We start from the raw sequence: 15,977 nt of genomic DNA, 5'->3' as shown, positions 1-15,977 counted from the left end.
CTGGTTCTTGTCTGCGACACATGATGTGTCTGCACCATCTTATCGCGGGCAAGCCCGCTCCTACACCTGCGGCGCCTTGATCTTGTACCAGGCCACATAAAGCGCTGGTAGGAACAGTAAGGTCAGCAAGGTAGCGCTGATGATGCCGCCGATCATGGCGTAGGCCATTGGCCCCCAGAAGACTTCACGGGCGATGGGGATCATGCCCAGGCTGGCGGCGGCGGCCGTCAGCAGGATCGGGCGGCGGCGGTGGTTGGTGGCCTCCAGCACCGCGTCCCAAGGTGAATACCCCTGGGCCTCGAACGCGTCGATCTGGGTCACCAGGATCACCGAGTTGCGGATGATGATGCCGATCAGCGCCAGGATGCCAAGGATCGCCACGAAGCCCATGGGCGTGCCTGTGGGCACCAACGCCAAGACCACACCGATCAGCCCCAGCGGCGCCACGCTGACGACCAGGAACAGCTTCTGCACACTGTGCAGTTGGATCATCAGGAAGGTCGCCATGAGAAAGAGCATCAGCGGTACCACCTTGGCGATCGGGCCCTGGGCCTTGCCGCTTTCCTCCACCGTGCCCCCCGTGGCCACTTGGTACCCCACTGGCAACTGGCTGGCGAACCCGTCGATCTCCGGTTTGAGTTGGGCCACCAGGTCGGTTGGCTGGATATCGCCGTTGACCGAGGCCTTGATGGTGATGGTCGGCTTGCGGTCGCGGCGCCAGACCAGTGGTTGCTCCAGTTCGTAGCGCACGGTGGCGAAGGCCAGCAGCGGGATGGAGGTGCCGTTGGGGCTGACGATCTGCAGATTCTGCAGAGTATCGGGCGAGCCCCGCTCGCTGTCCTCGGCGCGAGCGATCACGTCGATCAGGTAGATGTTGTCGTTGACTTGGGTCACCGGCGCACCGCTGACGATGCTGTTCATTACATTGGCCACGTCCTCGGAAGACAGACCAAGCTGGCGCGCCTTGTCCTGGGCGATCTCGACCCGTAGCACTTTGCCCGGCTCATTCCAGTCGTAGATCATCTCGCCGATGTTTTCGTTGTTGTCCAGCAGGGTGGCCAGTTCGATGGCGTGCTTGCGTACCTGGTCGATGTCTTTGCCGCTGACCCGGTATTGGATCGGCCGCCCCACCGGCGGCCCCATCTCCAGCGACTGGACGTTGGTGCCGATGCCGACGAAGTCCTCGTGCAGCCGTTTCTTCAAACGCGCCATCAGCGCGCCGCGCGACTCCAGGCCCTTGCTGACGATGACCAACTGCGCGTAGTAAGGGTTCTGCAACTGCTGGTCCAGCGGCAGGTAGAAACGGATCGCGCCTTGGCCGATGTAAGTGCTCCAGTGCTTGATGTCCGGGTCGTCCTTGAGGGTCGCTTCCAGACGATCGACCACGCGGCGAGTCTCTTCGATAGAGGCGTTCTGCGGCAGGTTGAGGTCGACGAGGATCTCCGGCCGATCCGATGAGGGAAAGAACTGATTCTGCACGAAGCGCATGCTGAACACCGCCAGGACAAACAGCAGCACGGTGCCGATGATGGTCAGCCAGCGGTGGCGCATGCACCACTCCAGGCTATGTTCGAACACCCTGCCGATCCGCCCGGGTTCCTCGCTGTGGGGTTTGACATTGCTGCTGAGGATATGGACCCCAAGCACCGGGGCAAAGAACACTGCCACGACCCAGGACACCAGCAAGGCCACCGCGATCACCGCGAACAGGGTAAAGGTGTACTCGCCTGCCGAGCTGGCGTTGAGACCGATGGGCACGAAGCCGGCCACCGTCACCAGGGTGCCGGTGAGCATCGGGAAGGCTGTCGAAGTGTAGGCGAAGGTCGCCGCCTGCTCCTTGCTTTCGCCCATTTCCAGGCGCGTGACCATCATCTCCACGGTGATCATCGCGTCATCCACCAGCAGGCCTAGGGCAATGATCAGTGCCCCCAGCGAAATCCGCTGCATGGTGATGCCGCTGTACTCCATGAACACGAAGACCATGGCCAGCACCAACGGGATCGAGCAGGCCACCACCAGCCCGGCGCGGATGCCCAGGCTGACGAAGCTCACCACCAGCACGATCACCACCGCTTCGAACAACGCGCTGGTAAATCCGCCCACCGCTTCCTTCACCACCAACGACTGGTCGGACACCGTGTGCACTCCAACACCGACCGGCAACTCGGCGACGATGCTGTCCATCTTTTCCTTCAGTTCGGCACCGAAGACCTGGATGTTGCCCCCGGCCTTCATGCCGATGGCCAAGCCAATAGCGGTCTGCCCGTTGTAGCGGAACATCGGCGATGGCGGATCGACGTAGCCACGCTGGATATCGGCAATGTCCGCCAGGCGGAAGAAGCGGTCGTTGATGCGCAGGTTCACTGCCTTCAGGTCATTCTCGGAGGCGAACTGGCCGGTGGTGCGCACGGAAATGCGCTCAGGCCCGGCCTCGATCACCCCTGCCGGTGTCACCGCATTCTGCGATTGCAGGGCCTGCAGCACCTGGCGCTGATCGATACCCAGGGCCGCCAGCTTACGGGTGGAGAACTTCAGGTAGAGCACCTCGTCCTGGACGCCAACCAGTTCCACCTTGCCCAGGTTGGGCACGTCGCGCACCTCGGCGCGCACCTGCTCCACGTAATCGCGCAACTGGCGCAGGGTCAGGCCGTCGGCGGTGAAAGCGTAGATGGAGCCGAACACGTCACCGAACTCGTCATTGAAGCCCGGCCCCTGGATGCCCTGGGGGAACTGGCCGCGGATGTCCTGGATCTTCTTGCGCACCTGGTACCAGATGTCCGGAATGTCGGCCGCCTTGGTGGTGTCGCGCAAGTAGACGTAGACCGTCGACTCGCCCGGCCGCGTGTAGCTCTTCACGTAGTCGAGCGAGTCCAGTTCTTCGAGCTTCTTCTCGATGCGGTCGGTGACCTGGTACAGGGTTTCGTCCTGGGTCGCCCCGGGCCAGCGGGTCTGGATGACCATGGTCTTGATGGTGAACGAGGGGTCTTCTTCACGCCCCAGGTTCATGTAGGAGAACACGCCCATCAGCAGGCCGACGAACATCAGGTACCAGACGAAGGATTGGTGCTTGAGCGCCCACTCCGAGAGGTTGAAGCTTCCTTTCATCGCGGCGTTTCCTCGTCGACTATGACCTTCTGCCCAGGCTTGAGGCTGTTGACTCCGGCAGTCACCACACGCTCGCCAGGCTCTACGCCGGAGGCCAGGACGATGCTGTTGGCCGTGCGTTCGAGTAGGTTCACATCACGGGTCGCCACGGTCTTTTGCTGCGGGTCGACCACCCAGACCTGGGTCTTGCCGTCGCGTTCCAGCAACGCCGTGCGCGGCAGTTCACTGCGCGGCGACACCGCCGAGGTCAGGGTGACGCTGATCGCTGTGCCCAAGTGGAAGGACTCGGGGGTGCTGGTCAGGGTCAGGCGGGCACGGCGAGTTCGGGTGGTGGCGTCGGCCTGGGGTTCCAGCTCGCGCAGGGTGGCAGTGGTGTTGATGCTGGGTTCGAGCTGCAAGGCTACGGTGAAGGTGAGTTCAGGCGTCAGTTGTTCAGCCAAGTAGGTGGGCAGGTCGATGACCGCCTCCTTGATATCCGGCCGGGCCAGGGTCACTACGGCCTGGCCTGCACTGACGGTCTGCCCGGCCTCGGCCTGCCAGGCGGTCACCACGGCCGCGTGATCGGTGCGCAGCTCGCTGTAGCCAAGCTGGTCACGGGCCTGACTGACGGCGGAACGGGCCTGCTCCAGCGAGGCGCCGGTGGTCTTCAGGTCGGTCTGGGCAATATCCAGTTGGGCCTGTGCGCCAACGCCACGGTCATACAGCTGTTGCTGGCGGCGGGCGTTGGCCTGAGCGTTGATCCACTGCGCCTGGATCCGGGCCAGGTCACCTTCGGCGGCGCGCAACTGGTTGCGCTGGTCGGTCGGGTCGAGGCTGGCCAGGATGTCGCCTGGCTGGACCTGGCTGCCGACATCGACCCAACGGCGGGCGATGCGCCCTGACACACGGAACCCAAGGGTGCTTTCGTAACGGGCCTGGATACTGCCGGCGAAGCGCCCCAACTGTGCCTGCACCTGGGGCTCTACCAGCATCGACAGCACCGGCCGTACCAGTTCCGGATTTTCATCCTCGGCACCACAGCCGGCCAGCAGCAGCCCGGCGGACAACATCAGCGCCAAACGCTTCATGGAGCACCTCCGCCATCGGCCGCGACCATTTCCACCTTCATGCCCGGATGCAGCAGTTGGCCACCGGTGACCACGACCTGCTCTCCCCCCTTGAGCCCATCGCTGACCACCACCTTGCCGGTGAGATAACGGGAAACCTGGACCTTGCGCAGGTCGACCTTGTCACCTTCGCCCACCACCCAGACCGCTGGCTCGTGCAACGCCTTGGTCAACGCTGACCAAGGCAGCTCAATGCTCGGCTTGCCCTGGGCGCTGGCCGTGGCGGTGACCGGTGAGCCCAGCTCCATGCCATTCGGCACGTTGCGCAGGGCCACCTTCACTTGCACGGTTCCACTCTGGGCCGAGACCGTCGGAGTGATCTCCCGCACATGGCCCTGCGCCTGGACCTCGGGATTGTCGAGCAAGCTGACAATCACTCCCTTGTCGCTGGGCGGGGCCACCAATAGGGATTCGTAGACGTTGAACACCGCATCCCGGTCGCCGTCCCGGGCCAGGCTGAAGATCGGCATGGTCGCCTGCACCACCTGGCCGACCTCGGCCTGACGCGCGGTGATCACACCGTCCGCCTCCGACACCAGGACGGTGTAGCCCAGTTGCTCCTGGGCATTGGCCAATTGCGCCTGGGCGGCCTTGAGCGCGCTCTGGCTACTGCGCAGGGCAGCTTCGGCGGCATCGTACTCGCTCTGGCTGGTGTAGCCCTTGGGCAACAGCTTCTGCTGGCGGACGAACGCCGCGCTGGACTGGGTCACCCGTGCCTGTTCGGCGAACACCTCGGCCTTGGCAGAGTCGACGTTGTTCTGCAGGTCCTTGGGGTCCAGGCGCGCTAACACCTGGTTGGCCTTGACGTGGTCACCGACATCGACACTGCGGGAAATGATCTTGCCGCCGACACGGAACGACAGATCGGTCTGCACCCGCGCCTGGACATCGCCGGTCAGGGTGACCTTGGCCGCAAAATCACTGGACTCGACGCGCTGCACCCCCACCCGGGGCAAGGTCGGACTGGCCACTTCCTGTTCGCAGCCCGCCAACAAGAGCATCCCCCCCAGGCAAACGACCATCAGCGGACGCGGTACCGTCATGCGGGCTCCTTGCTTTTGCCATTTCGATTGAGGGTGCGACTGTTAGCGTAGATCAGGGTTCAAGAAACAGCACTGGCGGGGATGACTCGAGCATCACGGCGGGAGGACAAACGTAATCGCGGGCAATCCCGCTCCTGCAGAGTCAGTGGTGACCTGCAGGAGCGGGATGGCCCGCGATAAGGGTGGATCAGGCGGAGGCCGAAGCTGAACCACGCACCTCAGGCTGCTTCCAGTTGCCGGCGGCGCTTTCCTCGATGGCCAACTGGACCGCCCGGCGACGCCGTTCCTCGGCGCGGCGGCTGAAGTACCAGACCAGGAAGGTCATCAGCGACACCGACAGTAGGATCAAGCTGGCGATAGCGTTGATCTCCGGCTTCACGCCCAGGCGTACGGCCGAGAAGACCTCCATCGGCAAGGTGGTGGAACCCGGGCCGGAGACGAAGCTGGCCAGGACCAGATCGTCCAGCGACAGGGCGAAGGACATCATGCCGCCCGCCGCCAGCGATGGCGCGATCATCGGGATGGTGATCAGGAAGAACACCTTCCAAGGCTTGGCGCCCAGGTCCATGGCCGCTTCTTCGATGGACAGGTCCAGCTCGCGCAGGCGCGCCGAGACCACCACTGCCACGTAGGCAGCACAGAAGGTGGTGTGGGCGATCCAGATGGTGACGATGCCCCGCTCCTGCGGCCAGCCAATCAACTGCGCCATGGCCACGAACAGTAGCAACAGCGACAGACCGGTGATCACTTCGGGCATCACCAACGGCGCGGTGACCAGGCCGCCGAACAGGGTACGGCCCTTGAAACGGGTGACCCGGGTCAGCACGAAGGCCGCCAGGGTGCCCAGCGCCACGGCGGCGACCGCAGTGTAGCAAGCGATCTCCAGCGAGCGCATCACCGACCCTATCAGTTGAGTGTTGTCGAGCAGGCCGACGTACCACTTGACCGACCAGCCGCCCCACACCGTCACCAGCTTGGAAGCGTTGAACGAGTAGATCACCAGGATCAGCATCGGCAGGTAGATGAACAGCAAGCCGAGGACCAGCATCAGCTTGGAGAAACTGAAACGCTTCATGCCCTGCCCTCCATCTCTTTGGCCTGGCTACGGTTGAACAGCAGGATCGGTACGATCAGGATCGCCAGCATCACCACCGCAAGGGCGGACGCCACCGGCCAGTCGCGGTTGTTGAAGAACTCCTGCCACAGCACCTTGCCGATCATCAGGGTTTCCGGGCCGCCCAACAGTTCAGGAATGACGAACTCGCCCACCACCGGGATGAACACCAGCATGCAGCCGGCGATGATGCCGTTCTTCGACAGCGGCACGGTGATCTTCCAGAAGCTATTGAAGGTACTCGAACCCAGGTCGGACGCAGCTTCGAGCAGGCTCGGGTCGTGCTTGACCAGGTTGGCGTACAACGGAAGGATCATGAACGGCAGGTACGAATAGACCACGCCGATATACACCGCCAGGTTGGTGTTGAGGATCTGCAGCGGATGGTCGATCAGCCCCAGCCACAGCAGGAAGCTGTTGAGCAGGCCATTGTTGCTGAGAATGCCCATCCAGGCATAGACGCGGATCAGGATCGCGGTCCAGGTCGGCATCATGATCAGCAGCAACAGCACGGTCTGGGTTTCCTTGCGTGCGTTGGCGATGGCATAGGCCATCGGATAGCCGATCAAAAGGCTGAGCAAGGTGCTGAAGAACGCCATCTTCAACGAGCCCAGGTAGGCCGAGATGTAGAGTTCGTCTTCGGTCAACAGGCCATAGTTGGCCAGGTTGAGCACCAGTTGCACCTTGTCTTCGACGTAGGTGTAGATCTCGGTGTACGGCGGAATCGCTACGTCGGCTTCGGCGAAGCTGATCTTCAGGACGATGAAGAACGGCAGCATGAAGAACAGGAACAGCCAGATGAACGGCACGCCGATCACCAGATGGCGGCCCTCGGGCGTGATCTTCTGGAGTGCTCGCTTGAGCTTGCGGGGGCTCATGAGCGCAGTACCACGCCGCTGTCGTCTTCCCACCAGACGTAGACCTCGTCACCCCAGGTCGGTCGGGTGCCTTGGCGTTCGGCGTTGGCGACGAACGACTGGACGACCTTGCCGCTCGGCAGCTCGACATAGAACACCGAGTGCCCGCCCAGGTAGGCGATGTCGTGGACCTTGCCGCGCGACCAGTTGTACTCGCAGGTCGGCTGCTCGGTGGTGACCAGCATCTTCTCTGGCCGCAGGGCGTAGGTGATGCGCTTGTCCTCGACCGAGGTGGTGATGCCGTGGCCAACGTAGATGTTGCGCTCAAGCTCAGGGCTTGCGATCAGCGCATGGCCTTCGGCGTCGTCGACCACTTCGCCGTCGAACAGGTTGACGTTACCGATGAACTCACAGACCAGGCGGCTGGTCGGGGTCTCGTAGACATCCACCGGGGAGCCGATCTGGGCGATCCAGCCCAGGTGCATGATCGCAATGCGCTGGGCCATAGTCATGGCCTCTTCCTGGTCGTGGGTCACCATCACGCAGGTCACGCCGACCCGTTCGATGATCTCGACCAGCTCCAACTGCATCTGCGAACGCAGCTTCTTGTCCAGCGCGCCCATCGGCTCATCGAGCAGCAGCAGCTTGGGACGCTTGGCCAGGGAACGGGCCAGGGCCACGCGCTGGCGCTGACCACCGGAGAGCTGGTGCGGCTTGCGCTTGGCATACTGGGTCATGTGAACCAGCTTGAGCATTTCGCCGACACGGGCGTCGATCTCGGCCTTGGGCATCCGGTCCTGCTGCAGGCCGAAGGCGATGTTCTGCGCCACGGTCATGTGCGGGAACAGCGCGTAAGACTGGAACATCATGTTGATCGGCCGCTCGTAGGGCGGCATATCGGTGATGTCGACGCCATCGAGGTAGATCCGTCCTTCGGTCGGACGCTCGAAACCGGCGAGCATGCGCAGCAAGGTGGACTTACCCGATCCGGAGCCACCCAGCAGGGCGAAGATCTCGCCCTTGCGGATTTCCAGGGACACATCGTCCACGGCTACCGTTTCGTCGAACTTTTTCGTGACCCGGTCGATCTTGACCAGCACCTGCTTGGGCTGCTGGTCACCCTCGAGGGCTTTCTTATAGGCACCGGAGGCAACTGCCATGAGTGAAACTCCCAACAAGATTTGTGCGCCCGCCCCTGCCGCGGCGGGCCTGGATTGTTACTTGCCCGACTTGACCTTGGTCCAGCTGCGGGTCATCAAACGTTGCACCTTGGGTGGCAACTCAGCGTTGACGAACATCTTGTCCAGCACTTCCTGCGGTGGGTAAACCGCGGCGTCGGTCCTTACGTCCTGGTCCATCAGGTCGCCAGCCTTGGGGTTCGGGTTGGCGTAACCGACGTAATCGCTGACCTGGGCGATAACCTCAGGTTTCAGCAAATAGTTGATGAAGGCATGGGCCTCCTTGACGTTGCTCGAATCCTTGGGGATCGCCAGCACGTCGAACCAGAGGTTGCCGCCTTCCTTGGGAATGGCGTAGGCCAGATCCACGCCCTTACCGGCTTCTTCAGCGCGGGCCTTGGCCTGGAAGATATCTCCGGAGAAACCTGCCGCGACGCAGATGTCGCCGTTGGCCAGGTCGGAGATGTACTTGGAAGAATGGAAATAGGTCACGTAAGGACGCACGGCCAGAAGCTTCTGCTCGGCCTTTTCGTAATCCTTGGGATCGGTGCTGTTGGGATCGAGGCCCAGGTACTGCAGGACCGCCGGCAGCATTTCGTCGGCCGAGTCAAGGAAGGCTACGCCACACTGGGACAGCTTCTTCATGTTCTCGGGTTCGAACAGCACTGCCCAGGAGTCGATGGTGTCGACGCCCAGCACGGCCTTGACCTTGTCGACGTTGTAGCCGATGCCATTGGTGCCCCAGAGATAGGGCACGGCGTACAGGTTGCCTGGGTCGTTCTTCTCCAGGCGCTTCATCAGCGCCGGGTCGAGGTTCGCGTAGTTAGGCAGCAGACTCCTGTCGAGCTCCTGGAACGCGCCCGCCTTGATCTGCTTGCCGAGGAAATGGTTGGACGGCACCACCACGTCATAGCCGGTACGGCCAGCCAAGAGTTTGCCTTCCAGGGTTTCGTTGGAGTCGAAGACGTCGTACTTCGGCTTGATGCCGGTTTCTTTTTCGAAGTCGGCCAGAGTAGTGGGGCCGATATAGTCCGACCAATTGTAGATGTGCACCGTGGGCGCCGCTTGGACGCTGAAAGCCAGCATCAGACCCGCTCCAGCCAGCATGGCCTTGCGATATAGGGAAATAGACAAGTGGGAGGTCCTCACAATAGTGCCCGTGGTCACGGCAGAAACAGCTGCCGCACAAGCAAAACCGGCGCGCAACTTACCTTCGCCGCACAGATGCCGCAAAACTTATTTGCTCTTCAAATATCCGCAGGACCGGCTCTGGCACAGCCCTGCGGAGCCCAAGGCTTACTTGCCCGATTTGATCTTGGTCCAGCTGCGAGTGATTACGCGCAGGGTGCCTGCATCCAGATCACTGATCGCATACAGTTGTTTCTTCACTTCATCCGATGGATAGATGCTCGGATCGTCAGCGATGTCCTTGTCCACCAGCGGGGTAGCCGCTTTGTTGCCGTTCGGGAAACGCACGGCGTTGGTGATCTCGGCCATGATTTCCGGTTGCATCAGGAAGTCCATGAACTTGTAGGCCGCATCGACATTGGTGGCATCCTTCGGAATGGCGACCATGTCGTAGAAGGTACCGGCACCTTCCTTCGGAATGATGTATTCCAGCTTGACCTTGTCACCGGCCTCCTGGGCACGGGCCTTGGACTGCTCCAGGTCACCCGAGTAGCCCACGGCCACGCAGATGTTGCCGTTGGCCAGGTCCGAGATGTACTTGGAGGAGTGGAAGTAGGCAATCGATGGACGCACCTGCAGGAACAGGTCTTCGGCAGCCTTCAGGTCGCCCTTGTCCTTGCTGTCGGTCGGCTTGCCCAAGTAGTGCAGGGCTGCCGGGATCATCTCGGTCGGCGCATCGAGGAAGCTCACGCCGCAGCTCTTGAGCTTGGCAATGTTCTCGGGCTTGAACACGGCGTCCCAGGAGTCGATCTTGTCGACGCCCAGCGCGGCCTTGACCTTCTCAGGGTTGTAGCCGATGCCGATGGAGCCCCACATGTACGGGAAGGCGTATTTGTTACCCGGGTCGCTGGCATCGCCGACCGCCTTGAGCAGGTCTTCGTCCAGGTTCTTCCAGTTAGGCAGCTTGGAACGGTCCAGCTCCTGGTACACACCGGCCTTGATCTGCTTGGCCAGGAAGTTGTTGGACGGCACGACCACGTCATAGCCGGACTTGCCCGCTAGCAACTTGGCTTCCAGGGTCTCGTTGCTGTCGAATACGTCGTAGACCACCTTGATGCCGGTCTGCTTGGTGAACTTGGCCACGGTGTCCGGGGCGATGTAGTCCGACCAGTTATAGACATGCAGAACCCCGTCCTCAGCCTGAACAGCAGTGGCCATGGCCCCCATCAGGGCTGCTGCCAGCAACGTCTTGCCCATTTTCTTCATGCGTAATGCTCCAGAATTTTTTATTTAGCCATCTGTTCAGCAGCCGGGTCCTTCAGTACAAGCGCTGGGCGACTGAAACAGCCGCTAGTCTGGCAAGTTACAAGGCGCCCTTTCAAGGAAAGCACGGCCTTGTAACCGCTTAATGTCACAACGCTAGCCTAGCAGGCGGTCAACGGATCGCTTCGAGGGTCAGGTCCAGGCATTTGCGTGCCTTTTCCACCAGCTCGTCGATCTCTTCGCGGCTGATTACCAGAGGCGGAGCGATGATCATGGTGTCACCTACCGCGCGCATCACCAGGCCGTTTTCGAAACAGAACTGCCGGCAGATCATCCCCACGCCCTTACCTTCGTAGCGGCTGCGGCTCACCTTGTCCTTGACCAGCTCGATGGCGCCGAGCAAACCAAGGCCGCGGACCTCACCCACCAGCGGGTGGTCGTTCAGCTCGCGCAAACGCTTCTGCAAATACGGTGCCGCTTCTGCCTTGGCACGCTCGACAATCTTTTCGTCGCGCAGGATGCGCAGGTTTTCCAGGCCTACCGCCGCAGCCACCGGGTGGCCGGAATAGGTGAAGCCGTGGTTGAAATCGCCGCCCTCGCTGAGCACCTGGGCCACCTTGTCACGCACGATCACACCGCCCATTGGGATGTAACCGGAGGTCAGGCCCTTGGCGATCGTCATCAGGTCAGGTTCGAGGCCATAGTAGTCAGAACCGAACCACTCGCCGGTGCGGCCGAAACCACAGATCACCTCGTCGGCAACGAACAGGATGTCGTACTTGGCAAGGATTTCCTTGATCTTCGGCCAGTAAGTCTCCGGCGGAATGATGACGCCGCCGGCCCCTTGGATTGGCTCGGCGATGAAGGCGGCCACTTGGTCCTCACCGACTTCGAGAATCTTCTTCTCCAGTTGCTCGGCCGCCCACACGCCGAACGCGTCCGGGGTCATATCGCCGCCCTCGCCGAACCAGTACGGCTGGGGGATATGCACGATGCCCGGGATCGGCAAGCCGCCCTGCGCATGCATGCCGCTCATGCCGCCGAGGCTGGCGCCGGCCACGGTGGAACCGTGGTAGCCGTTGACCCGGCCGATGATCACCTGCTTGTCCGGCTTGCCCTTGAGCGCCCAGTAATGGCGGACCATGCGCAGCACGGTGTCGTTACCCTCGGAGCCGGAACCGGTGAAGAACACATGGCTCATGCCCTCGGGCGCGATATCGGTGATGGCCTTGGCCAGCTCCAACGCCGGAGGGTGAGCGGTCTGGAAGAACAGGTTGTAGTACGGCAGCTCACGCATCTGCTTTTCCGCCGCCTGCACCAGCTCTTCACGGCCATAACCGACCGCCACGCACCACAGGCCCGCCATACCGTCGAGGATCTTGTGGCCCTCGCTGTCCCACAAATGCACGCCCTGGGCCTTGGTGATGATGCGCGGGCCTTTCTCTTTCAGCTCCTTGTAATCACTGAAAGGTGCCAGGTGATGCTCACCACTCAAGGTTTGCCATTCACGGGTTTGCGGGTTGTTGACGCTCATGTGCTTCTCCGTTTTCTGACGGCCGCGCTCCTGCGGCTCCGGGGTTGATCAGACTGCAAACAGCAGGAACTCGCGTTCCCAGGAGCTGATTACACGCTTGAAGTTTTCATGCTCGGCACGCTTGGTCGCGACGTAACCGGTAATGAATTTCTTGCCCAGGTATTTCTCCAGGGACCGGCAGTTCTCCATGCGTTCCAGCGCATCCTCGATGGTCAGCGGCAGACGCAGGTTACGACGCTCGTAACCACGTCCTTGCACTGGCGCGCTGGGGTTGATGCCTTCGATCATGCCGATGAAACCGCACAGGAGGCTGGCGGCGATGGCCAGGTACGGGTTGGCGTCAGCGCCAGGCAGGCGGTTCTCGACGCGCCGGCTCTGCGGCCCGGCATCCGGTACGCGCAGGCCTACGGTACGGTTCTCCTCGCCCCACTCGACATTCACCGGCGCCGACGTGTCCGGCAGGAAGCGGCGGAACGAGTTGACGTTGGGGGCGAACAGCGGCAGCACTTCGGGGATGAACTTCTGCAGGCCACCGACGTGGTGCAGGAACAGTTCGCTCATACTGCCGTCTTCATTAGAGAAGATGTTCTTGCCGGTGCTGACATCGATGATGCTCTGGTGCAGGTGCATGGCACTGCCCGGCTCACCGGTCATGGGCTTGGCCATGAAGGTCGCTGCCACGTTGTGCTTGAGCGCCGCCTCGCGCATGGTGCGCTTGAACACCAGGATCTGGTCGGCCAGGTGCAGGGCATTGCCGTGACGGAAGTTGATCTCCATCTGCGCCGTGCCGTCCTCGTGGATCAATGTATCGAGGTCGAGATTCTGCAATTCGCACCAGTCATAGACGTCCTCGAACAGCGGGTCGAACTCGTTGGCCGCCTCGATGGAGAAGGACTGGCGGCCGGTTTCAGGACGCCCGGAGCGGCCGATCGGCGGCTGCAGCGGGAAGTCGGGGTCTTCGCAGCGTTTGGTCAGGTAGAACTCCATCTCTGGCGCCACGATCGGCTGCCAGCCCTTGTCGGTATAGAGCTGCAGGACTTTTTTGAGCACGTTGCGCGGCGACAGCTCGACCGGATTGCCCATCTTGTCGTAGGTATCGTGAATCACCTGAGCCGTCGGCTCGATGGCCCAGGGCACGAGAAACACCGCGTTCTCGTCAGGCCGGCAGATCATGTCGATGTCGGCCGGGTCCAGCAGCTCGTAATAGATGTCGTCGTCGACATAGTCGCCCGTCACTGTCTGCAACAACACGCTCTCGGGCAGGCGCATGCCCTTTTCGGCGATGAACTTGTTGGTCGGCGAGATCTTGCCACGGGTGATACCGGTCAGGTCGCTGATCAGGCACTCGACTTCGGTGATCTTGTGCTCTTTCAACCAATCGGTGAGCTGGTCGAGGTTGCTACTCATAAATACCTCAGGAGGTAATACCCTTCCCCTTCGGGGTCAGGCGCTGTGCGCCGCCGTAGCGGCACGTTGTTCTGTCCAGCCCTGGGCACCAGCAAGCGGCTGCAAGAGGGCCTGCCCGTCCGACTGGGACAGCATCTGACATTCTGGATGCCAATGCCCCCCAAGGCAAAAGTGCCTCGGCAGGGCGGAGCCGTCCTGGCCTGGATCATGGGCAGTACCCGACACACGGATAAGCCCGCTATATTGAAGAGGTTCGGTATCGGAGGATGAGCCGGTAAAGAGCAGTCTGTCCGGGCCGTCAATTATTTCGGCCGGGTCAAGCAATGCTGCCAGCGGAGGCAGGGATAACGGCAGTGCCTTGGCTGCTGCGGCGACCGCCTGTCCATGCTTGTCGCCACGAGTGCGGACAGCATGCAGACCGATCTGCCGGGTACGGGCAGAGGCGCCGATCATGGGCGGGCGGAACATGTAACCCCCGGTATTATTGCTGTTATGGGTTGAGGTCGAGCTTAGCCTTGTTCATTTTTTTACACAACACCTCCGTAAAAAATAAAACACGCCCTGCTCGGAATAACCCTTCTCATCCAAAATAGCGGATAATGGCATGCCCTGATTTGCAGCAAAAATGCCGTCGCAGTGCCATTTCGGGGCATCATCGGGCTGGCTTGACTTCAGGAAGGCTTTCGGATTGACTGAAGCTGCAAGCCCCCCTTGATTGATATTTTTAACAACAAAGGTGTTGCATCATGTCGGTACCCCCGCGTGCCGTTCAGCTTAACGAAGCGAACGCGTTCCTTAAGGAACATCCCGAGGTTCTCTACGTTGACCTTCTGATTGCAGATATGAATGGTGTGGTGCGTGGCAAACGCATCGAACGGACAAGCCTCCACAAGGTTTACGAGAAAGGCATCAACCTGCCAGCCTCCCTCTTCGCCCTGGACATCAACGGTTCGACCGTCGAAAGCACCGGGCTCGGCCTGGACATCGGCGATGCCGACCGCATCTGCTATCCGATTCCCGATACCCTCTCCAACGAGCCCTGGCAGAAACGCCCGACCGCTCAGTTGCTGATGACCATGCACGAGCTCGAAGGCGAGCCGTTCTTCGCCGACCCGCGTGAAGTACTGCGCCAGGTGGTGAGCAAGTTCGACGAGATGGGCCTGACCATCTGCGCTGCGTTCGAACTGGAGTTCTACCTGATCGACCAGGAAAACGTGAATGGCCGTCCACAGCCGCCACGTTCGCCGATTTCCGGCAAGCGCCCACAATCGACCCAGGTCTACCTGATCGACGACCTGGACGAGTACGTCGACTGCCTCCAGGACATCCTCGAAGGTGCCAAGGAGCAAGGCATCCCGGCCGACGCCATCGTCAAGGAAAGCGCCCCGGCGCAGTTCGAAGTCAACCTGCACCACGTCGCCGACCCGCTCAAGGCCTGTGACTATGCGGTACTGCTCAAGCGCCTGATCAAGAACATCGCCTACGACCATGAGATGGACACCACCTTCATGGCCAAGCCCTATCCGGGCCAGGCGGGCAATGGCCTGCATGTACACATTTCCGTGCTGGACAAGGATGGCAAGAACATCTTCACCAGCGAGGATCCCGAGCAGAACGCCGCGCTACGTCACGCGGTCGGCGGTGTGCTCGAGACCCTGCCCGCGTCCATGGCGTTCCTCTGCCCGAACGTCAACTCGTACCGCCGCTTCGGCGCGCAGTTCTATGTGCCTAACGCACAGAGCTGGGGCCTGGACAACCGCACCGTGGCTGTGCGCGTGCCGACCGGCACGCCGGACGCCGTACGCCTGGAACACCGCGTGGCCGGCGCCGATGCCAACCCGTACCTGCTGCTGGCCGCGGTACTGGCCGGCGTGCACCATGGCCTGGTCAACAAGGTCGAACCCGGCGCACCGATCGAAGGCAACGCCTACGAGCAGTTGGAGCAGAGCCTGCCGAACAACCTGCGCGATGCCCTGCGCGAGCTGGACGACAGCGAGATCCTGAACAAGTACATCGATCCGAAGTACATCGACATCTTCGTCGCGTGCAAGGAAAGCGAGCTGGAGGAGTTCGAGCATTCGATCTCCGACCTTGAGTACAACTGGTACCTGCATACCGTGTAACCAGGCTCGACCATTGGGGCTGCTGCGCAGCCCATCGCGACACAAGGCTGCTTCCACAGGATCTGCTTAATTCCTGTAGGCGCGGCCTTGTGTGGCGATGGGCCGCAAGGCGGCCCCAA

Annotated in this window: 12 protein-coding genes; 1 reads left to right on the top strand and 11 read right to left on the bottom strand. The window is 61.6% G+C overall.

Annotation, left to right across the window (positions count from 1 at the left end; genetic code table 11):
- Window positions 1-60: 60 nt before the first annotated feature.
- From ACYU03_RS01095 to ACYU03_RS01045, 11 genes are all read right to left on the bottom strand, one after another.
- Complete coding sequence (locus ACYU03_RS01095; RefSeq protein WP_461887703.1) at window positions 61-3,105, bottom strand: efflux RND transporter permease subunit; 3,045 nt, start codon at window positions 3,103-3,105, stop codon at window positions 61-63.
- Window positions 3,102-4,172 carry an efflux RND transporter periplasmic adaptor subunit gene (locus tag ACYU03_RS01090; protein WP_461887702.1) on the bottom strand — a complete coding sequence of 357 codons (1,071 nt, stop codon included), beginning with the start codon at window positions 4,170-4,172 and terminating at the stop codon, window positions 3,102-3,104. The genes ACYU03_RS01095 and ACYU03_RS01090 overlap by 4 nt, the downstream gene beginning before the upstream one ends.
- Window positions 4,169-5,254: an efflux RND transporter periplasmic adaptor subunit gene (locus ACYU03_RS01085; RefSeq protein WP_461887701.1), complete on the bottom strand. Its 1,086-nt coding sequence runs from the start codon at window positions 5,252-5,254 to the stop codon at window positions 4,169-4,171. Before ACYU03_RS01085 ends, ACYU03_RS01090 begins: the two co-directional genes overlap by 4 nt.
- Before the next feature lie 187 nt (window positions 5,255-5,441).
- Window positions 5,442-6,329, bottom strand: coding sequence for an ABC transporter permease subunit (locus tag ACYU03_RS01080; protein WP_461887700.1), 888 nt, complete (start codon window positions 6,327-6,329; stop codon window positions 5,442-5,444).
- On the bottom strand, window positions 6,326-7,246 hold the full coding sequence (locus tag ACYU03_RS01075; protein ID WP_461887699.1) for an ABC transporter permease subunit: 921 nt from the start codon (window positions 7,244-7,246) through the stop codon (window positions 6,326-6,328). Before ACYU03_RS01075 ends, ACYU03_RS01080 begins: the two co-directional genes overlap by 4 nt.
- Window positions 7,243-8,385 carry a polyamine ABC transporter ATP-binding protein gene (gene potA / locus ACYU03_RS01070; RefSeq protein ID WP_461887698.1) on the bottom strand — a complete coding sequence of 381 codons (1,143 nt, stop codon included), beginning with the start codon at window positions 8,383-8,385 and terminating at the stop codon, window positions 7,243-7,245. The genes ACYU03_RS01075 and potA overlap by 4 nt, the downstream gene beginning before the upstream one ends.
- Before the next feature lie 57 nt (window positions 8,386-8,442).
- Window positions 8,443-9,537: a polyamine ABC transporter substrate-binding protein gene (locus ACYU03_RS01065; RefSeq protein WP_461887697.1), complete on the bottom strand. Its 1,095-nt coding sequence runs from the start codon at window positions 9,535-9,537 to the stop codon at window positions 8,443-8,445.
- A 162-nt stretch (window positions 9,538-9,699) separates the two neighbouring features.
- Entirely contained in the window at window positions 9,700-10,797 is a 1,098-nt protein-coding gene (locus ACYU03_RS01060; RefSeq protein ID WP_461887696.1) for a polyamine ABC transporter substrate-binding protein, read from the bottom strand.
- A 169-nt stretch (window positions 10,798-10,966) separates the two neighbouring features.
- A complete protein-coding gene (locus tag ACYU03_RS01055; protein ID WP_461887695.1) occupies window positions 10,967-12,328 on the bottom strand; it encodes an aspartate aminotransferase family protein in 1,362 nt (453 codons plus the stop codon).
- Between the two features lie 48 nt (window positions 12,329-12,376).
- A complete protein-coding gene (locus ACYU03_RS01050; RefSeq protein WP_461887694.1) occupies window positions 12,377-13,735 on the bottom strand; it encodes a glutamine synthetase family protein in 1,359 nt (452 codons plus the stop codon).
- Between the two features lie 36 nt (window positions 13,736-13,771).
- Window positions 13,772-14,188: a gamma-glutamyl-gamma-aminobutyrate hydrolase family protein gene (locus ACYU03_RS01045; RefSeq protein WP_461891346.1), complete on the bottom strand. Its 417-nt coding sequence runs from the start codon at window positions 14,186-14,188 to the stop codon at window positions 13,772-13,774.
- 293 nt (window positions 14,189-14,481) lie between these two features.
- On the opposite strand from ACYU03_RS01045, the gene ACYU03_RS01040 reads away from it, so the two are divergent.
- Entirely contained in the window at window positions 14,482-15,858 is a 1,377-nt protein-coding gene (locus ACYU03_RS01040; protein WP_461887693.1) for a glutamine synthetase family protein, read from the top strand.
- Window positions 15,859-15,977: the final 119 nt, after the last annotated feature.

The organism is Pseudomonas sp. X10 (assembly GCF_054889225.1).
This window is presented reverse-complemented; position numbering and strand designations above follow the sequence as displayed.